The organism is Agrobacterium sp. 22-223-1, from assembly GCF_053522385.1.
Window position 1 is genome coordinate 1 of the sequence record NZ_JBNWCN010000009.1, and the last position, 19,519, is coordinate 19,519.

At 60.6% G+C, this 19,519-nt stretch carries 21 protein-coding genes; 13 read left to right on the forward strand and 8 right to left on the reverse strand.

Annotated features, from left to right (window positions below; translation table 11 throughout):
• The coding region (locus ACQZ60_RS24835) for a carbohydrate ABC transporter permease (protein ID WP_448736334.1) at positions 1–632 on the reverse strand (632 nt) is incomplete at its 3' end.
• A gap of 6 nt (positions 633–638) precedes the next feature.
• Entirely contained in the window at positions 639–1,928 is a 1,290-nt protein-coding gene (locus ACQZ60_RS24840) for an ABC transporter substrate-binding protein (protein WP_020809243.1), read from the reverse strand.
• A gap of 117 nt (positions 1,929–2,045) precedes the next feature.
• On the opposite strand from ACQZ60_RS24840, the gene ACQZ60_RS24845 reads away from it, so the two are divergent.
• The 10 genes from ACQZ60_RS24845 (at position 2,046) to ACQZ60_RS24890 (ending at position 9,897) form a co-directional block, all read left to right on the forward strand.
• A complete protein-coding gene (locus tag ACQZ60_RS24845) occupies positions 2,046–2,756 on the forward strand; it encodes a TetR/AcrR family transcriptional regulator (protein ID WP_035264374.1) in 711 nt (236 codons plus the stop codon).
• A gap of 245 nt (positions 2,757–3,001) precedes the next feature.
• On the forward strand, positions 3,002–4,144 hold the full coding sequence (locus tag ACQZ60_RS24850; RefSeq protein ID WP_020809245.1) for a Gfo/Idh/MocA family protein: 1,143 nt from the start codon (positions 3,002–3,004) through the stop codon (positions 4,142–4,144).
• A gap of 10 nt (positions 4,145–4,154) precedes the next feature.
• Entirely contained in the window at positions 4,155–5,318 is a 1,164-nt protein-coding gene (locus tag ACQZ60_RS24855) for a dihydrodipicolinate synthase family protein (RefSeq protein ID WP_020809246.1), read from the forward strand.
• Between the two features lie 24 nt (positions 5,319–5,342).
• Positions 5,343–6,164, forward strand: coding sequence for a sugar phosphate isomerase/epimerase family protein (locus tag ACQZ60_RS24860; RefSeq protein WP_448736335.1), 822 nt, complete (start codon positions 5,343–5,345; stop codon positions 6,162–6,164).
• An 18-nt stretch (positions 6,165–6,182) separates the two neighbouring features.
• Positions 6,183–7,418 carry a Gfo/Idh/MocA family protein gene (locus ACQZ60_RS24865; protein ID WP_448736336.1) on the forward strand — a complete coding sequence of 412 codons (1,236 nt, stop codon included), beginning with the start codon at positions 6,183–6,185 and terminating at the stop codon, positions 7,416–7,418.
• Between the two features lie 335 nt (positions 7,419–7,753).
• Positions 7,754–7,924, forward strand: a complete 171-nt coding sequence (locus ACQZ60_RS24870) for a hypothetical protein (protein ID WP_020809249.1) — start codon at positions 7,754–7,756, stop codon at positions 7,922–7,924.
• Positions 7,925–8,205: 281 nt separating this feature from the next.
• Complete coding sequence (locus ACQZ60_RS24875) at positions 8,206–8,415, forward strand: cold-shock protein (RefSeq protein ID WP_003520191.1); 210 nt, start codon at positions 8,206–8,208, stop codon at positions 8,413–8,415.
• Between the two features lie 196 nt (positions 8,416–8,611).
• Complete coding sequence (locus ACQZ60_RS24880; protein ID WP_020809402.1) at positions 8,612–8,827, forward strand: hypothetical protein; 216 nt, start codon at positions 8,612–8,614, stop codon at positions 8,825–8,827.
• A 96-nt stretch (positions 8,828–8,923) separates the two neighbouring features.
• A complete protein-coding gene (locus tag ACQZ60_RS24885) occupies positions 8,924–9,061 on the forward strand; it encodes a hypothetical protein (protein ID WP_020809401.1) in 138 nt (45 codons plus the stop codon).
• Positions 9,062–9,609: 548 nt separating this feature from the next.
• Positions 9,610–9,897 (forward strand): hypothetical protein, encoded by a 288-nt coding sequence (locus tag ACQZ60_RS24890; RefSeq protein ID WP_448736337.1) that lies wholly within the window; start codon positions 9,610–9,612, stop codon positions 9,895–9,897.
• Between the two features lie 370 nt (positions 9,898–10,267).
• On the opposite strand, the gene ACQZ60_RS24895 is transcribed toward ACQZ60_RS24890, so the two are convergent.
• Positions 10,268–11,365 carry an acyltransferase family protein gene (locus ACQZ60_RS24895; RefSeq protein ID WP_448736338.1) on the reverse strand — a complete coding sequence of 366 codons (1,098 nt, stop codon included), beginning with the start codon at positions 11,363–11,365 and terminating at the stop codon, positions 10,268–10,270.
• Between the two features lie 312 nt (positions 11,366–11,677).
• Between ACQZ60_RS24895 and ACQZ60_RS24900 the strand changes: the two genes are divergently transcribed.
• Positions 11,678–11,914, forward strand: a complete 237-nt coding sequence (locus tag ACQZ60_RS24900) for an acyl carrier protein (protein WP_003520197.1) — start codon at positions 11,678–11,680, stop codon at positions 11,912–11,914.
• Positions 11,915–11,925: 11 nt separating this feature from the next.
• On the opposite strand, the gene ACQZ60_RS24905 is transcribed toward ACQZ60_RS24900, so the two are convergent.
• The 4 genes from ACQZ60_RS24905 to ACQZ60_RS24920 all read right to left on the reverse strand — a co-directional run bounded on the left by ACQZ60_RS24905 (position 11,926) and on the right by ACQZ60_RS24920 (position 16,199).
• Positions 11,926–13,884: a MacB family efflux pump subunit gene (locus ACQZ60_RS24905; protein WP_448736339.1), complete on the reverse strand. Its 1,959-nt coding sequence runs from the start codon at positions 13,882–13,884 to the stop codon at positions 11,926–11,928.
• A gap of 3 nt (positions 13,885–13,887) precedes the next feature.
• A complete protein-coding gene (locus ACQZ60_RS24910) occupies positions 13,888–15,111 on the reverse strand; it encodes an efflux RND transporter periplasmic adaptor subunit (protein ID WP_448736340.1) in 1,224 nt (407 codons plus the stop codon).
• 22 nt (positions 15,112–15,133) lie between these two features.
• Positions 15,134–15,430 carry a hypothetical protein gene (locus ACQZ60_RS24915; protein WP_035264377.1) on the reverse strand — a complete coding sequence of 99 codons (297 nt, stop codon included), beginning with the start codon at positions 15,428–15,430 and terminating at the stop codon, positions 15,134–15,136.
• Positions 15,431–15,557: 127 nt separating this feature from the next.
• Positions 15,558–16,199: a hypothetical protein gene (locus tag ACQZ60_RS24920; protein WP_448736341.1), complete on the reverse strand. Its 642-nt coding sequence runs from the start codon at positions 16,197–16,199 to the stop codon at positions 15,558–15,560.
• A 202-nt stretch (positions 16,200–16,401) separates the two neighbouring features.
• Between ACQZ60_RS24920 and ACQZ60_RS24925 the strand changes: the two genes are divergently transcribed.
• Both ACQZ60_RS24925 and ACQZ60_RS24930 read left to right on the forward strand, forming a co-directional pair.
• The gene (locus ACQZ60_RS24925; protein ID WP_003522672.1) at positions 16,402–17,133 is read left to right on the forward strand and encodes a response regulator; all 732 of its coding nucleotides are present in this window, start codon (positions 16,402–16,404) and stop codon (positions 17,131–17,133) included.
• Positions 17,130–18,392, forward strand: a complete 1,263-nt coding sequence (locus ACQZ60_RS24930) for an ATP-binding protein (RefSeq protein WP_448736342.1) — start codon at positions 17,130–17,132, stop codon at positions 18,390–18,392. Before ACQZ60_RS24925 ends, ACQZ60_RS24930 begins: the two co-directional genes overlap by 4 nt.
• Before the next feature lie 2 nt (positions 18,393–18,394).
• Here ACQZ60_RS24930 and ACQZ60_RS24935 read toward each other — a convergent pair whose 3' ends face one another.
• Positions 18,395–19,519: a glycoside hydrolase family 88/105 protein gene (locus tag ACQZ60_RS24935; RefSeq protein WP_020809391.1), complete on the reverse strand. Its 1,125-nt coding sequence runs from the start codon at positions 19,517–19,519 to the stop codon at positions 18,395–18,397.

Consider the following 19,519-nt stretch of genomic DNA (forward strand, 5'->3'; position numbering starts at 1 on the left):
GCCTCATACATGTCCTGCGGGATTTGTCTCAGACCCGCGAGGAAGATGATCATCGGCGAACCGAACTGCCAGACGGACAGGATGACCAGCGTGTAGATCGAATAATCCGGATTGGAAATCCAACTCGGCCCTTCATAACCGAAGGCCTGCCACAGGATCATGTTGACGAGACCGTCAGAGGCGAAAAGCTGGCGCCAGAGCACGGCAATCGCGACGCTCGAACCCAGCAGCGACGGCAGGTAGAAGATCGCCCGATAGAGCGTCAGGCCCTTGATGCCGCGGTTGAAGGCGAGCGCGACCAGCAGCGCGAAGATCAACTTCAGCGGCACCGACAGCAGCACATAGGTAAAGGTGACCTGCATGGCTGCGGCGAATTTGGGGTCGGCCGTGGCGATGCGCACATAGTTTGCCGCCCCCACCCAGTCCGGCGACTGCAACAGGTCGTAATTGGTGAAAGACAGGTAAAGCGACGCAAGCGCGGGACCGAGGGTGAGGCCGAAAAAGCCAATCAGCCAGGGCAGCAGAAACAGGTAGGCGTGAATGTTGCGGTCGAAAATCCGCTTAACGCCGCCCCGCTTCGGGAGAGCCGCGCCACGGCTCTCCCCCACAAGAGTTTCAGATCGAAAGGCCATAAACCATCACTTCCGTTTGATAACGGTTTCGGATTCCTTGACGAGGCGGTCACCGCCCTCTTCCGGCGTTATCTTGCCGAAGCCGATTTCCTCCGCCGTGCGTTTGAGGACGAAGGCGAATTCGCCCGCGCCCGGAGGCGGCGCCGGCGGCAGATCGCCGACGCCGGGGGTAATCTCGGCAATATAGTCCACCATCGTCTTGCTGACCTCGTCGAGCTTGCTGCTCAACTGGCTACGCATGGATTCCGAAGCAGGAACGCCGCGCTCGACGCCGAGAATATCGATGCCCTGCGGTTCAGCCACAAGGAAGTTGATGAAACCGACGGCCTGCTCGATGCCGGCGCTGCCATTGGCGACGCTGATGAGCATGGAGGGTTTCAGATAATGGCCGGAAGGGCCATCCTTCGTGCTCTTCGGATAGGAGCTTATGGCAAGCTTGGACTTGTTGAGTTTCTGATAACCGACGAACTGGTTGGAATGGGCAAATGCCGTTGCCGCCTTGCCCGTCGTCAAAGGGTTCGTTTCGATGTTGAGCTGGTCGAGCGCCTGCACATCGGCCGGCACACAGGCGCCGCTCTTGCGCAGATCCGCCCACAAAGTGAACCACTTGGTCGCATCGGCAGGATCGAAGCCGATGCCGCCATCCTGCGTGTAAAGCGACTTGCCGTTCTGGCGCAGCCAGTTTTCGAAGCTCGGCTCCACGCCGCTGGCATCGGCCGTGGCATAATAGCCGGGCTTCGGCTTGTTCTTGCTGAGCTTGGCGGCGTTTTCGGCAAACTCCTCCCAGGTCTGGCCGATCGCCGGCGGCGTCGCACCGGATTTTTCCCAGGCCGCCTTGTCGAAGAAGACGGCGCTTGAATTGACGCCGAGATTGATGCCGTAAAGCTTGCCATCGACCCGGCCGGAATCGATGTTCATCTTGCCGAAATCCTCAATCTTCAGGCCCTTGCCGATATAGTCGTCCAGCGGCGCGAGCGCGCCGCGGCGGCCATATTCGAAGATATAGCGATAATCCATCTGGATCAGGTCGGGCGCATTGCGGCCCGCAACCTGCGTAGCAAGGCGCGGCCAATAATCGCTCCAGCCTGCGAATTCACCGGCAATATCGAGATCCGGCTTGACCTGCTTATAGGCTGCTATCGCCTTGTTGGTGCGGTCGGCGCGCTCCTGCGAACCCCACCACAACATGCGAAGGCGCGCGGCCTGGGCCTGCGCTGAACCACCTCCCAGTGTTGCAAGCGACAGGGCCGCAAGCCCCGCTGAAAGCACACCTCTCCTCTGAAGCATCACGGGCATTGGCAACTCCTCCCTATTGACTGCCAATTGATGATGAACGTAAACGACACTTGCCGTTTTATAACTAATTGGTTACATGGGAACACTGATCGCAAACATTGTCAAGCGGGTGCTGAAATGGAAGAAACGACAAAAAACCAGCCGTCCGATCCGGCCCCCGATGCGGCCATGGAGAAAACGCCGTCACCCAAGCGCAAACGCGCGACGACACAGGTGCGAAACCCGGAAAGAACGCGCGCCGCCATTCTCGAAGCCGCCCGCCGCGAGGTGGCCGCCAAGGGGCTGGCAGGGGCACGAATCGATGTCGTCGCCCGGCGCGCCGGCACCAACAAGCGGATGATCTACCATTATTTCGGCGACAAGGATGCGCTTTATCTCGCCGTTCTGGAAGACGCCTATCGCCATATCCGCCACACCGAAAGACGGCTTGACCTGGCCCGCAAGGCCCCTTCGGAGGGCTTACGCGAGCTTGCGCTTTTCACTTGGCACTACTTCCTCGACCATCCGGAATTCCTCAGCATTCTGGCCACGGAAAACCTCAATAAAGCCCGCTATCTCAGGCAATCCCCGACGATTACGGCGATGCATTCGAACTTCATTTCCGAGCTTGAGGACGTGCTGCGGCGCGGCAGCGACGCCGGCGAATTCCGTGACGGTCTCGATCCGATCGACGTCTATCTGACCATCGCTTCGCTCGGCGCTTTTTATCTTTCGAACCGGTTCACGCTGTCGACGATCTTCCAGCGCGACCTGACCGATCCCGCCGAGCTGGAGCGCTGGGGCCAGCATATCGTCGATACCCTGCTTGCTGCAGTGCGGCCGGTCTGAGCCAGTCAAACCGAATTCCTCTTTAACAACAGCGACGACGCGCCATTCGCATCCGCGAAGCGCGTCGTTTTCTTTTGCGGCGCGGTGGAAACACAAAAACGCAACCGTCGTCAGGTCACGAATTTTTCCTGTCAAAAACACCTTGACAGATCGCATCCTTCACGACCACAAATAACCAAATGGTTACAAATTGCCATGTTTGACGGAAGCGGCTTTCGGGAAGAGGCCGCCTTGGGAGGAAATTCATGAAACGTATCGGCGTCATCATGCACGGCATCACCGGCCGCATGGGTTACAACCAGCATCTCGTGCGCTCCGTTCTCGCCATTCGCGATCAGGGCGGCGTGCTGTTGAAGAACGGCGAAAGGGTCATGCTCGACCCCATTCTGGTCGGACGCAACGGCGCGAAAATCGAGGAAATCGCCAGAAAGCACAATGTCGCGCGCTGGACGACCGATATCGATGCGGCGCTGGCGAACCCCGACGATACGCTGTTCTTCGATGCCGGCACGACGCAGATGCGCGGCAGCCTGCTGGAGAAAGCCATCAAGGCCGGCAAGAACGTTTATTGCGAAAAGCCAATTTCCGACACGATGGAAGAGGCGCTGGCGATTGCGCGGCTGGCCGAAAGCGCCGGCATCAAGCACGGTGTGGTGCAGGACAAGCTGTTCCTGCCGGGCCTTCGCAAGCTCGCCATGCTGCGCGACAGCGGCTTTTTCGGCAAAATCCTCTCGGTGCGCGGCGAGTTCGGTTACTGGGTTTTCGAAGGCGACTGGCAGCCGGCGCAGCGCCCCTCCTGGAACTACCGTCTGAAGGATGGCGGCGGCATCATTCTCGATATGCTGTGCCACTGGCGTTATGTGCTCGACAACCTGTTCGGTCCGGTGAAATCGGTGAGCTGCCTCGGCGCGACCCATATTCCGGAACGTTTCGATGAGCAGGGCAAAGCCTATAAGGCGGATGCCGACGATGCCGCTTATGCCACCTTCGAGCTGGAAGGCGGCGTGATCGCCCACATCAACTCCTCATGGGCAGTGCGGGTGCGCCGCGACGACCTCGTGACCTTTCAGGTGGACGGCACACTTGGTTCGGCGGTGGCGGGCCTGACAAAATGCTTTACCCAGCACCGCACCAACACACCGAAGCCGGTATGGAACCCCGACCAGCCGCAGACCATCGATTTCTACAAGACCTGGCAGGAGGTGCCGGACAATGTCGTCTATGACAACGGCTTCAAGGCTCAATGGGAAATGTTCGTTCGCCACTTGGTGGACAACGATCCGTGGCCCTATGGCCTCATGGAAGGCGTGAAGGGCGTGCAGCTTGCGGAGCTTGGACTGAAATCGTGGAAGGAACGCCGGTGGCTCGACGTTCCCGCTATTTCGTAAGGAGGCGACGGTGAGCGAACTCAAGCTTCCGAAGGATGACCGTAGCATCGAGGTCTACCGGCTTTCAGGCACGCCAGTCGCGGTTGAGAAACGCAGTGCCGCGGATTTCAACCGCGTCGCCTTCGCCGCCGCCCATGTGGTGGCCGACCCCCTTGCCGATAATGACCCATGGCTGACGCCAGCCATCGACTGGGACGCGACGCTGCGTTTCCGTCACCGCCTGTGGGATCTCGGCCTCGGTGTCGCCGAGGCGATGGATACGGCGCAGCGCGGCATGGGGCTGGCGTGGCCGCAGGCGCAGGAACTGATTTCCCGTTCGCTGAAGGAGGCGGCCAGCCGCAAGGATGCGCTGATCGCCTGCGGCGTCGGCACCGACCATCTGAATGGCAGCGGCTACGACCTGAACCAGATTGTCGACTCTTATCTCGAACAGCTTGATTTTGTTCAGGGAGAAGGCGGACGTGTGATCCTGATGGCGAGTCGTGCACTGGCTGCGGCGGCGCGTTCCCCGGATGATTATCTCAAGGCCTATGCGCGGGTTCTCTCCCATGCCGACCAGAAAGTGGTGATCCACTGGCTGGGTGAGATGTTCGATCCCGCGCTTGAGGGTTACTGGGGTTCCGGCGACCACATGCAGGCCATGGAAACCTGCCTAGCCATGATCGAGGAGAATGCAGACAAGATCGACGGCATCAAGATTTCGCTTCTCTCCAAGGAAAAGGAAATCGTCATGCGCCGCCGCCTGCCCGCAGGCGTTCGCATGTATACCGGTGACGATTTCAACTATGCCGAACTGATCGCCGGTGACGAAAAGGGCCATTCGGATGCACTGCTCGGCATTTTTGACGCCATAGCGCCGGCGGCTTCGAAAGCGCTGGCCTGCCTGAAGCGCGGGGCGGACAACGAATTCTTCGATATTCTAGAGCCGACGGTGGCGTTATCGCGCCATATCTTCAAGGCCCCGACCCGCTTTTACAAGACCGGCGTGGTGTTCCTCGCCTATTTGAACGGGTTGCAGGACCATTTCACCATGGTCGGCGGGCAGGAAAGCACCCGCTCCACGCAGCATTTCGCCGAACTTTTCCGACTGGCGGACAGGGCCAATGTGCTGGCCGAGCCTGATCTGGCGACGCATCGCATGAAGGCGTTTCTGGCCGTCCGTGGCATCGGGTGAAGCAAAATAAGGGGAGATACAGAGATGAGCCTTGAAGGCCTTTCCATCAATTTCGCCACCGTGCGTCAGGGCGGAGACTTCGGCGCCATCGTCGATGCCTGCCTTGCCCATGGCATCACCGCCATCTCGCCCTGGCGCGAGCAGGTGCATGGCGTTGGCCTTGCTGAAGCCGCCCGCATTGTCGAGCAGAACGGGCTGCGCCTCAGCGGCCATTGCCGGGGCGGTTTTTTCCCCGCGCCCAATGCCGAAGGCCGCCGCCTCGCCATCGAGGACAATAAACGCGCGGTCGATGAGGCAGCCGCCATGAAGGCCGATTGCCTTGTGCTGGTCGTGGGCGGCCTGCCCGCTGGCTCGCGTGACCTGAAAGGCGCACGGCAGATGGTGGAGGACGGCATGGCCGAGCTTCTTCCCTATGCGCGGGCTGCCGGCGTACCGCTCGCCATCGAGCCGCTGCACCCCTTCTATGCCGCCGACCGCGCCTGCTACAACACGCTGAAACAATCGCTCGATCTCTGCGACAGGCTGGGTGCCGGCACCGGTGTCGCCATCGATGTCTACCATGTCTGGTGGGATCCGGAACTGGAGGAACAGGTGGCGCGTGCAGGCAGAAACGGGCAAATTCTCGCCCACCATATCTGCGACTGGCTGGTGCCGACCACCGATCCGCTCAACGATCGCGGCATGATGGGCGACGGCGTGATTGACCTGAAGGCATTTCGCGCCATGATCGAAGCCGCCGGCTTCCACGGCCCGCAGGAAGTGGAAATCTTTTCGCATCGCTGGCAGGCGCGCCCGATGGACGAGGTCCTCGCCACCGTGGTCGAGCGTTTCAAGACTGTTTGTTGATTATCCGGGAGAGAGACGATGCCTGAAAAGGTGAAACGCAAACGCTATGCGCTGGTCGGCACCGGCAATCGCGGCACCACCATGTGGGGCCGCGAATTGCTGGCCGGCTGGAGCGACTATGTCGAACTGGTCGGCATTTGCGACCTGAACCTGATGCGCGCCGAGCGCGCCCGCGCCATGATGGGATCGAACGCGCCGCTTTACGACGATTTCGACCGGATGATGGAGGAGCAGCGACCCGAACTGGTGATCGTCTGCACACCTGACGACACCCATGACGACATCATCATCCGGGCGCTCGAAGGCGGGGCCGATGTCATCAGCGAAAAGCCCATGACCACCACCCCGGAAAAGATCGACCGCATTCGCGCGGCGGAGGCCAAAAGCGGCCGCCGGGTCGACGTCTCCTTCAATTATCGTTTCTCTCCCACCGCCGCCCGCATCAAGGAGCTGATCGACGAAGGCGCCATCGGCACCGTCACTTCGGTCGATTTCCACTGGTATCTCGATAACCAGCATGGCGCGGATTATTTCCGCCGCTGGCATGCCTTCACCGAGCATTCCGGCAGCCTGTTCGTGCACAAGGCCACACACCATTTCGATCTGCTGAACTGGTATCTCGATTCCGATCCCGTGGAGGTGAAGGGTTTCGGGCAATTGCTGCATTATGGCAAGAACGGTCCGTTCCGGGGAACGCGCTGTCGCACCTGTCCGCACAAGAACGAGTGCGATTATTTCATGGATCTCGGGGCCGATCCTTTTCTCGATGCGCTTTATGAAGACCCTTCGACGGTGGACGGTTATATGCGCGATGCCTGCGTCTTCCGCGAGGAGATCGACATTCCCGACACGATGAGCGCTTCGATCCGTTATGCCAGCGGCGTGCAGGTTTCCTATTCGCTCAACACCTATATGCCGATCGAGGGCCACCACATCGCCTTCAACGGCCATAAGGGCCGCATCGAGATGCGCCAGTATGAAAAGCAGCCCTGGACGGAACCGCCGGCCGATGAAATCCTGCTGGTGAAAAGCTTCGGCGGCGGTGTCGAACATATCTGGGTGCCGCATGAGCCCGGCGGCCATTATGGCGGCGACAACCGCATGCGCGACATGATCTTCAAGCCCGGCTCCAACGACCGGCTGCGGCAGCGGGCGGGTTCGCGCGCCGGCGCCATGTCCGTTCTGACAGGCGTGGCGGCGCTGAAAAGCGCCCGTGAAGGCGGCACGGTGGCGGTGAAATCGCTGCCGGTTTAACCGCCTTCGTCTGCGGCCCATCGGCAGCTGGGCCGCAGACGGCAATTGCCAAAAAAGAACGGACGATATTCCGTAGATTACGCGCTTCTTCCATGCCGGTAAAATGGTCGCCGGGGGAAGAAAGAGTGAGTCATGTCCAGTTTTGAATCCTTCGTTCCGCTCATCATCATCGGCGTCAGCCTCGTCGTATTCTTCAAATGGGTCGGGCGAGATATGAACCGGGAAGAGAAAAAGCCGCGTTCCCGCCGCTGACGGCGGAAAAGCGCGCCCGCGCGGCGTGGAAACGGAACCCGCACCTTTTCCCCTGCGTTTTCCTTTTAAAAGGAGGACGCGACATGACGAAGAAAACGAAGCCGAAAACAGTCGACAAAGGGCCTTCCAGCCCGAACGACATTCCTCCCGCCGGCCCGCACGCCAAACCTTCCCTGACCGACTATGACAAGACGCCGGGCGCAGGCAGCCTGCCGGACGACGGCGCGAAAGACGTGTCTCCCGGCGGAGGTTGATGCGCGCGAGACCAAAGGCCGCGCCAGACCGGGCGCACGTTTGGATCAGCGGTAAATAGCGCCGTGAACCAGATACTTAGCCGATGAGCGGTCGCTCGCCGGTGCTTTTTCCTTCAGGGCCCATTGCAAAATCAAAAATTGCGCCTATATTTTCCTCATCGACCATTGCTTGTGACGTCGTTCTGGAACGCTGTGTTCCCCGTCGGATTTCCTCTCAAATAATCGATCTTATCCCGCAAGGTATCGCGGGAACCACAACGATTCTACGAAAGGAAATCGTTATGAACACTGGTACTGTAAAGTGGTTCAACGCCACCAAGGGCTTCGGCTTCATTCAGCCTGACAATGGCGGCGCGGACGTTTTCGTTCACATTTCCGCTGTTGAGCGCGCTGGCATGCGTTCGCTGAACGACGGCCAGAAGATCAGCTACGAGATCGTCCAGGACCGTCGGTCCGGCAAGAGCTCGGCTGATAACCTTCAGGCAGCTTGATATTCGTCATTTGACCCCGCAGACCACGGATGTACTGGCTGCAGGTTAGAATGATTGTGAGAGGTCGGGTCAAAGCCCGGCCTTTTGTTTTTGGGCCAGGGAAAAAGCGCGTCCGCGAAGGGCTGCTGCCTGCCGCCAAAAAGGTTACCCGCCCCCGCCAGCCGTCCGATACCGCTCTTCCATAAAGGAGAATGCCATGGCCGCGTCAAAGGAAACTTTTTTCAAACCCGGCAAACTATCCGCACAGGACAGGGCGTCATTGACGGATAACGCCGCAAAGCAGATCATAAACGCCGAGGCCGACCAGCGCGCCCGCAAAACGGAACGCCTTCGCCAGCTTCGCGAAGCACAGGAAGCGACGATTATCGCCGACGCGCCGGTTTCCGCAAAAAAACGATCCGGCAAGAACTGACTGGCCGGATCTCCAGCATCGCCCGGTCGAACGGGCCTTGAACGGATTATCTCATAGCCGCTCGAGGCCGTATCAATCCAACAGGAGGAGGACACCATGGCCAAGGGTCAATTGCGCAGCAACAAGGAAATCCGCAAACCGAAGAAGGACAAGACGAAAGCACCTGCCGCGCCGCCCGCCGGTTCGCAGGTCAAATTCGCAAACGCCACGACAGCGGATGCCAAAAAGAAATAAGCGTCGTGCGGGCCGGCATGTCATGGCGAATAAAAGTATCACCATGGATACCGGACTTGTTTTGGCCACATTGCCCATTTAGACAGCTCACATGGCAACTGCTGGTGAGCGCGAATGAAATCGACGTTCGCAGTTGTTTTAGTCGCTTCAGACTTTTGACCACGGATGTACTGGCACGGGTGTTGAGAGCGATATGAGGAAGGTCGGTGCAATATTGCCCCGGCCTTTTTTGTTGCCTGCGGCAGCGGCTGCCGCATCTTCCGCCGTTGTCAACGGAATTAACTTGCCTATTCCCCTTAATCAGCGCAGGCTTTTTCATCGGTAATTAAAGGGCGTTGCCGCCGTCAGGCCTGTTGCACCCCCAGCCCTGTCCCGCCCGTTGCCCGGCGGGAACGATCCGGAATTCACGCGACATGCATGACGGCACGGGCCGGAAACGGTTTCCCTGACGTCGCCCGCGTTTCAAGGCGTTGAAGCGTCCCCGCACCGCCTCTGGACGGTAGCGCGACGCTCCGGCTTTTGTGAACCCCACAGGAAAGGAGGACGTCATGTCTTCCGCATATGAAAATTGCATCATCACATCGCAGGACCTCAAAATGCTCCAGTCAGTGCTGGAAGGTCTCGGTTATGATAGCCACACCATGGACGACGAAGTCATTCTCTACAACAGTGCCGCCCGCAAGGTGATCGAGCTCTTTCAGGATGGCTTGACCGACCCTGCCGACATTTCGGAGGAAATGCTGTTCCTGTTCGGCGTTCACAAACATGAACGCGTCAAACCGTGGAAACCGCTGCCGCGTTACGCCATTCAGGGCCTGCCGCCTCTTTACCGGTGATTGGGCTTGCCGCCCTTTTCATGGCGGCCTTCAAAATCACCGATGAAAATAACGGCTTGGCAAAAGCCGTATATCAGGCAACACTGAAATTGAGCGTCCCGCGCGCGATCAGGCGCGTCCCGGGAAGCTTGGGTATGGAATGTGCATCCGAGGCGTTGCGAGACCATGACCGGTCTTCGCCAGGCTTCGGTTGTTTCCCATGCCGGTAAGTTTTGCGTCTGCGTGGAGGTGAGTATGACGTATGACTGGAGCGGCCGCAAAATGCGCCGCATGCGAGCGGCGAAACTGACGATCATCAGCCTCGTCGCAGCTTTCGTGCTGACTGCCCCGATTTTCGCCCATTATTGAGGTTTTCAGCCGCGAGGCAGGGTCATACCGGCTGGCGGATTTCGCTCCGCTTTCTCAACCGGTCCTTCAGCCATTTCTGAACGGGCTGATCGTAATAGACCGTCAGCCACCATGACAGGCACGTCGTGCCGATGAGGAAAACAATGCCGGCCGGCAAAGCGAGGTTTTCCCGGTGCACCGCGGGGATCAGAAGCTCCGTCCAGGCCAGAAGCGGAATGTGCAGCACATAGACCGCATAGGACGCCGTGCCGAGAAACGCCGAGACCATTCCCACCCCGCGCCCCGGAACGGTCTTGCTGGCGACGAACAGCAGCAGCGGCCAGACGACGAGGACGACCGCAAGATCGAAGAACGGCCGAAGCTCGCGCGACATCGGCACGGCCAGAATGAAACAGACCAGCAGAAGGCAAAGCGCCGCCTGAAAGGGTTTCAACTGCGGTACACGATTGCGGAAACGGTAAATCAGCACGCCGGCAAAAAACGAGAAGAACACCCGCCCCATGCCGGCATACATTTCATGCCAGCGAAAACCGGCATGCAGACGGCCGAACTCGGCTGCAGCCACCATCAGCACAAGGGCGCTGACAATAAGCACAGCGGCGGTCTGTTTCGTCGTGGCCCGGACACCGAAGCGGGCGTAAAACGCATTCACCACCAGCTCATTGAAAAGCGACCATGCCGGACTGACGAGAAACAGCGCACCGTTCAGGGTGAGCGTGAAGGGTGCCGGCAAAAAGAGCAGCCCCGTTACCAAGGCGAAAACAAGCTCGCCGGGATCGATGGGACGATGCAGATCGTCGATCGGAGTCGGCAGACCCAGCACGTAGAGACAGATGAAATAGGCCGCCATCAGGGCCAGCGCCAGCCCATAAAGAGGGTAAAGACGTGCGAAGCGCGCCTTCATGAAAAAGCCTCGCGTAATCGCCCCTTCGGCCAGTTTCCGGCTATAGGCATGCGCGAGCACAAAACCGCTGAGCGCAAAAAACAGATCCACGGCGAGATAACTCGAAGCCGTGCTTTTCCCGAACAGATCCTCGGCGTGGCGGTGGACGATGAAAAGAGCGGCCACGCCCCTTATGCCGTCGAGCAATATGAAGCGTTCCGGGGACGACTGGACCATGGCATGAGGCTCGGTGTGGCTGACGGATTTAAGGTTCACAGGCAACGAGCTTTACCGCGTTGCGGTTCACCGCTGCCAGTCACAAACTGTTTAACGTGGCGAACGTCCCATATTATTATGGAATACTAACGGGTGATCGACACCCTTTCGCCGCTGCGAAAGGCGTGCTACGTCCGGATGTCATCGATCTTCCGAGCCTTTGACTCTGCGGCCTGTCCTTTCGAAACTTCAGCTTGATTTCGCTTGGATATCTTCGGCGCAAATTCAGATGGGGCGGCGTTCGGCGGCAGGCAACTTTCGCGGAGTCTCACCATGTCCACCATTGCAGAACGTATCAGAAAAATCATCGTGGACCAGCTTGGCGCAGACCCTGCCACCATCGTGGACGAGGCCAGTTTTGCTGACGATCTCGGTGCGGATTCGCTCGAGACCGTTCAGATCGTCATGGAAATCGAAGAGGAATTCGGGGTGGAAATTCCAGATTCCGCCGCAAGCACGATCCTGACCGTTGGCGACGCCATTCGCTTCGTCGAAAAAAACAAGGCGTGACCGGCGGGGATTTACCCCGCAGACAGCGCCGCGACCGGATCGAGCTTCGACGCGTTGCGCGCCGGCAGATAACCGAAGATAACGCCGATCAGCGTCGAGCAGACGAAGGCGGCGATGATCGACGCCGTGGAATAGACCATGGCGAAATTGCTGCTGAAGGCGGAAAAAAGCGCGCCGAAGCCGAGGCTGCCCAGCACGCCCAGCGTACCGCCGATGATGCAGACCAGCACCGCTTCGATGAGGAACTGCCGCAGAATATCGGTGCGTCTCGCGCCCACCGCCATGCGCACGCCGATTTCCGATACACGTTCGGACACCGAAACGAGCATGATGTTCATTACCCCGATGCCGCCGACCAGCAGCGAAATCACCGCAATCGCCGCAATCAGAAGGGTCAGCGTCTGCGTGGTGCTGGTGATGGTCTGACGGATATCGTCGGTGTTGAGAATGTAGAAATCCCGTGTGCCGTGCCGCTGGGTCAAAAGCGTCGTCACCGCCTGCTCGGCGATTGAGGCATCGACATCGTCGGCCACCTGCACCGTGATGCTGCGCAGCGACAGGCTGCCGAGAAAGCGCGACTGGACGGCGGTATAAGGCAGGTAGAGCGACAGGTTCTGGCTTGAGCCGAAACCGCCCTGCTGCGCCTGCGTGACACCGACGATGCGGGCCGGCACCTTGCCGATGAGAATGACCTGGCCGACAGGGCTGCCATCGAAATCCGCAAACAGCGATTTGCGGGTATTTTCGTCGATCACCACTTCCTGCGCCTTCTGCGCGACGCTTCCGCCATCGAAAAAGCGGCCCTGCGACAGCTTGGTGCCCTTGGCGACGAAATAGCGCTCGCTGACGCCGTTCACCAGCGCATTCGCTTCCTTCGCGCCGAAACGCACCGTGCTGGAGGTCGAGACCGTCGGCGTCACCGCCGCGACATAGGATTGCTTGGCAAGCGCTTCGGCATCGGAAACGACGAGCGTGGTGATCTTGCCCGACCTTATGTCGCCGAAATCCTTGCCCGCGAAGATTTCCAGCGTGTTGGTGCCAAGACTCGATATGTTCTGCAGCACCCGCTGCTGCGAACCCTGCCCCAGCGCCACGACGCTGATGACCGAGGCGATGCCGATGATGATGCCGAGCATGGTGAGAAAGGTGCGCAGCTTGTGCGCCCGCATCGACAGAAGCGCCATGCGCAACGCCTCGCGCAGGGAAGAAACGAGACCCGCAAGACCGGAAGACCCACCGGAAACGGCAGCGGGTTTGGCATCGTCCTGCGGCACGGGCGTTGCATCCGTCCTGCGGTCGGAAATGATCGTGCCGTCGCTGATTTCGATGATCCGCCCGGCGCGTCTGGCAATCGACATGTCATGGGTGACGATGATGACGGTGCGGCCTTCGGCATGCAGCTCGCCGAGGATGCGCAGCACCTCGTCGCCACTGGCGCTGTCGAGCGCGCCCGTCGGCTCGTCGGCAAGAATGATCTCGGCACCGTTCATCAGGGCGCGGGCGATGGAAACGCGCTGCTGCTGGCCGCCGGAAAGCTGGCCGGGACGGTGATCGAGGCGTTCCGCCATGCCGAGGCGGCCAAGCAGCCTTGCGGCATTGTGCCTGCGGTCGCCCTGCGTCTTGCCGGCATAGATCGCCGGAATTTCGACATTGCCGAGCGCCGTCAGCTCGGCGAGCAGATGGTAGCGCTGGAAGATGAAACCGAGATTTTCACGCCGCAGCGCCGAAAGCGCGTCGGCATCGAGATTGCCCGTTTCCCGGCCCCTGATGCTGTAGCTACCCGATGTCGGGCGGTCGAGGCAGCCGAGAATATTCATCAGCGTCGACTTGCCCGACCCCGACGCGCCGACGATCGCCACCATCTCACCGGCCTCAATGGTGAGGTCGATGTTCTTGAGCACGCTGATCGTGCCTTCACCGGAGGGATAATCCCGCCGCACCGATTTAAGCGAAATCAAAGGTTCAGCCATGGTTCAAAGCCCCATCGGCGGGCCGCCCGGCCCCGGCATGGCGTTTGTGGTGGTGTCGGTGGAACGCTCGCCGGTCACCACGCGCTCGTTTTCGGCAAGGCCGGAACGAACTTCCGCCGTGACCTTGTTGTTGAGCCCGATTTCGACCTTGCGCTCGGAAACCCTGCCATCGGCGCCGGCCACACGCACGGCATAGCTGCCGTCGCTGTCCATGCTGCCAAGGGCCGCCGAGGGGACGGTCAGCACGTCCTTCGCTTCGCCGAGAACGATATGAACCTCCGCCGTCATATAGGTGCGCAGCTTGCCTTCCGGGTTCGGCACTTCGAACACGCCATTATAATAGATCGCCTCGGATGACGACGTGCTGGAAGAGGATGAGCTGGAGGATGAAGAGGTCGAAGAACTGAAGCTGGAATCGCTGCGCACCGATTCCGGCGCCGGCTCTATTGAGGCGAGCGTCGCGTCGTAACGCTGCTGCGGCTCGCCCAGCACCGTGAAATAGACCGGCAGGTCCGGCCTGACCCGCGTTACATCCGCCTCGGAAATTTCCGTGCGCACCGTCATCCGGTCGAGCTGGCCGAGAATGACGATAGTTGGTGCGGATTGGGTGGCGTTGACGGTCTGCCCTTCCTGGCTGACGATCGACAGAACCGTGCCTTCGATGGGCGCGGTGATCTTCGTATAGCCAAGATTGGCCTCGGCCGTTTCCACCGCGACCTGCGCTTCCTCGATCTGGGCGTCGATGGCTTCGATCTGCGCCTCGGTGACGGCAAGGGCTGCGATGGCGCTTTCGAAATCGGCGCGGGAGGCGGCGTTCTTCGACACCATCTCCTGCTGACGGGCGAGGCTCTGGCGGTTGAGAACAAGCGTCGCCTGTTTCTCCACCCGCTGCGCCTTCACGTTCGCAAGGGCCGCCTGCGCCGTGCGCAGGCTGTTCGTCTGGGTAACGGAATCGATTTCGGCGATCAGATCGCCCGCCTTGACCGTATCGCCGAGCGCCACCTTGACGGCGGTGATGCGGCCGGAGGCCTGCGCGCCGACGGCGACAAGGCGAACGGGTTTCAGCGTTCCCGTTGCCAGCACCGTCTGCTCGATATCGCCGCGCGTCACCGGTGCGGTTATGTAGTCGGGTGTGGCCGCCCGCGTATATTGCGAGGACAGCCAGTAGCCGCCCACAGCGAGAGCGACAACCGCCAGCAATGCGCCTGCTTTGCGTGCCGTTTTCATCTTGATGTCCTGTCCAGCCGGTTCATTCGAAGGAAGAAACCGGCGTCATCTCGTGTTTCACGAGGATGAAACCCCTATCCGCCTCGATCCATTCATAGGCAGAGGCGGATTTTCGCGCCGCGGCCTTGCGGCAGGTGCTGCGAAGACGTTTGGAATCCGTCTTTTCGCGCTGATCCTTCGCACAGGCGGGCTGACGCCGCTGTTCATCCTGCCGGGATTTGGCCGCCGGCTGTTGCACGGGCTTGTCCTTTGCCACGGCCATCGACCAGGCAAAGCTCAAACCAAAAGCCGTTGCCAGCACCAGATAGAAATATCTCATCATCGTCTTCCTGCTTGAAAATCACGCGGGGGATCGCAGGCGTGCGATCCCCCGGCTCCAGCCGTTGCCGGCTGATTTCCTCCTTTACTGGGGGGCAGATTAAAGGAGGAAACTTCGAATAGTTGCCTCAGCCCCGTTCCGCCTCGGGAACCGGCGGCCTCATATCGCCATGCGGGGGAGCAAAGCCGCCGCGCGCTGCGGGGCCATGACGCGGGCCGGGAGGCGGAGGTGGCATCAGCGCACGCTCGAGTTCGGCAAGCTTCAGCACCTGCTGCGGCGAAAGCTTCGGTTTCAGCGCCGCAACGGCGTCCTGCAAGGCTTTGGCCTTTTCCGCCTTCTGCGCGATGATGCCTGCCAGCTCCTCTCCCGCAAGACGCGGCTCGGGCTTGGCCTTGCCTTCACCCGCCACCGGCGGACGCGGATTGCGCTCCGGACCGGGGGAAACGAGATCGATCAGCGCCGTGGTATAGGCGCGCCATGGACCGAGCTGCTCCGGCGTGACGCCGAGATAGATTTCGGCCGCCGAAAGCTTCGTCGCCAGCCCGAGAACATCCGGGCCGGGCATTCTGCGCATATGCGGCGGCAGCGGCCTTTCATCCGGACCCCGATCCGGGCCGATGCCCGGGCCGAGATCGAGATTGGCGGGCGGCGGCGCAGCCTGTTCGGTCGCCTGGGGTGCGGGCGCATTCTCTTCCGCTGCCTGCGCGGCGGCGGAAACGCCGATAATTGCTGTCGCGATGACGGCGGTGGCCAGTAGCGAGTTTCTCATCTTACCTTCCTTCCGTTTTCCAACATGAAAGGACGATAGGTGCATCGCGTTTCCGGCTTTGGTCCGAATGTTTCCGGCCTGCTTCCGCAAACCGCCTATTTGTAACCGAATGTTGCCAGAACGGCCCCGGAAAGCTTTCGTTGCAAAAATCCGCCGTTTCTTTTCGGCGCTTATGTATAGTGGCATCAAAAGGTTGGACGATATGACGACAGTTTCGGTGACACATATATTGATCGTCGATGACGATCCGGAAATACGCACATTGCTCGCGAAATATCTCGGCTCGCAGGGGTTTCGCGTGTCGATGGCCGCCGACAGGCGTGAGTTCGAGGAAAAGATCGCGAGCTCCGATCCCGATCTCATCGTACTCGACGTGATGCTGCCCGATGGCTCCGGCCTCGATATCTGCCGCGATCTGCAAGGCCGCCGGCCGCGCACGCCGGTCATTCTCCTGACAGCGCTGAAGGAAGATGTCGACCGCATCGTCGGGCTGGAAATCGGCGCCGACGACTATCTCGGCAAACCCTTCAATCCGCGCGAACTGACCGCGCGCATCAAGGCCGTGCTGCGCCGCGCCACGCCGCAGGAAGCCCCCCGCCCCTCATCCGCCGCCTATGGTTTTGCGGATTTCACCGCCGATCCCGAGCAGCGCTCCGTCATCCGCGCCAGCGGTGAAAAGATCGATTTGACGGGAGCGGAATTCGATCTTCTGAAAGTCTTTCTCGACAGGCCCGGCCGGCTGCTTTCCCGCGATCAGCTTCTCGATCTCACGCAGGGCAAGGATCGCGGCCCGTTCGACCGCTCCATCGACGTGCTGATGAGTCGCTTGCGCAAGAAGCTGGACGCCGACACGCAAACGCCGATCTTTAAGACCGTGCGCAATGGCGGTTACCAGATGACGGTTCAGGTCAAAACCCTGCCGGTGCAGCGATGAGCTCGCTTAAAAACCGCATCACGGCGCTGATGATCGTCTCCATCATCGCGGTCATCGCACTTGCGACTTTTGTGGCGGACCGAACATTGCAGCCGCCGCCGCCCGACGCCACCATCGAGCCGCTGGCCCGCAGCCTCGCCTTTGCCGTGGCCATGGCCGAGCGCGATCCCTCCGTGCAGCAGCCCGGTTATTTCCAGATCGAGCAGAAGCCGCCGGAAGGCGATCTCGACGGCATGCTCTCGGAATTTCTGGAAAAGGCGCTGGCCCGTATCGGAGAGCCGCGCACCGCGATGGTCATCCGCTCGCCGGGAAATCCTGCCCCCGTGGCGGCTATCGCGCTGGAAAAAGGCGGCTGGCTGGTCGCGGAAATCCCGCATATGGGTCCGCCGCCGGGCGGCTGGAAGATTTTCGGCATGTGGATCGGGCTGATCATTCTCGGCAGCGCCGCCGTTTCGATCTTTGCCGCCAGCAAGATCACCCGCCCGCTCGACATGCTGGAAAATGCCGCCGCCAGCATCGGGCCTGACGGTTCGCTGCCGCACCTGCCGGAAACCGGACCAGGCGAAATCCGCGCCACGGCGCGGGCGCTGAACGAACTCGCCACCCGCCTGAAGGCGGCGATGGAAAGCCGCATGCGCCTCGTCGCCGCCGCCGGCCACGATCTCAGAACCCCGATGACCCGCATGCGGCTGAGGGCGGAATTCATCGAAAACGACGAGGAACGGGCCAAATGGCTGGCGGACCTCGAGGAGCTGGACGCCATCGCCGACAGCGCCATTCTTCTGGTGCGGGAAGAGGTCAGCCAGGATAGCGTCAAGACGATCGACATCGGCACGCTTCTCAGCGAAATCGTCAACGATGTATCCGATCTCGGCCATGCGGGCGCACTCGACTTCATCGAGCCGGAGGCCGCCATGACCATCAAGGCGGCCCCGCTGGCGCTGAAGAGAGCCCTGCGCAACCTCATCCTGAACGCCGTTACCCATGGCAAGAAGGCGCATATCGATCTGACCGGAGACGAGAGCGAAATCGTCGTGACCATCAGGGACGAAGGCCCCGGCATTCCGCAGGAACTGATCGGGCGGGTTTTCGAACCCTTCTTCCGGGTGGACCTCGCGCGGCGCAAATCAATCCCCGGCGTGGGTCTTGGTCTTGCCATCGCCAAGGAAATCATCGAGCGCTTCGGCGGCACGATCACCATTGCCAACCACAAGAAACAGGGCCTGATCCAGACCGTGATCTTCGCAAGGGCGGCGTGACGTCACGCCGCTGAAACAGTCTGCGCCTGCGGCTTAGCCAGAAGCAGGCTTTCGGCATAGGCCATCATCAGCGGCCCGACGCCCTTGGCATCGTCGGACACCACCGGCTCGGTCAGATAATATTCCGGCGTTCCATCGCGATAATTGCCCTCAAAGCCGCCAAGGCCCGCGACATGAACGATGCCGATGAGGCGGGTCACGCCCTCTTCATCGGCTTTCAGCCGCGTTTCAAGAAGCGCCTCAAGCGCACGGCGACCCGCCGAGAGGGCGGCATTCACCTCTTCGCCCTGCACGAGCTTCAACCGCACTGCGTGCAGCAAGGCATAGGCAAACATGGCCGAGGCGGATGTTTCCTCGTAATTGCCCGCAAGGCCCGGATTGTCGAGAACCTGCATCCAGAGGCCGGCCTCAGTCTGCCGTGCGATGATGCCGGCCAGAAGCAACTGCGTCTTGTTGCAAAGCGCCGCCGTCGCGCCGTCATCCGGCAGGATGGCCAGCGCGTCCACCAGCGCCATGGCGAGCCAGCCGACCGCACGCGCCCATATGGCGGGAGACTTGCCGCTTTGAGGATCGGCCCAGCGCTGGCTGCGGCTGTCGTCGTAACCATGGGCATAGAGCCCAGCGCTATCCTCGGTCGCCGCGAGCGCCGCTGAAAACTGCCGCACCGCATCGTCGATCAGTTCCGCCCGGCCCGTCGCCTGAGCGTATTCGATCTGGAAAGGAAGTCCCATATAAAGCCCATCCAGCCAGACCTGATGCGGATAACGCTTCTTGTGCCAGTAATTCCCGGATGCGATGCGCGGATGGCTGCGCAGTTGCCCCGCCAGATGTTCCGCCGCAGCGAGGTAACGCGGATCGCCCGTTTCCGCCACAAGGGGAAAGAGGATACGACCAGCGAGGATATGGTCGATATTATATTCCTGCGGATCGTACCCGGCGAGCGTGCCGTCTGGCGCTATCTGCGCATCGGCGAGACGATGCAGATGGTCGTTCCAGCGCGCTTCCCCGGTCGCCTCGAACAGCTGCTGCAGGCCGCGATAGACGCATCCATCCTCGTAACACCAGCTTCCGCCCTTGTAATGTTTATAGCGACTGGAGAATTGATCAAAATATTCAGTGGCTTTCAT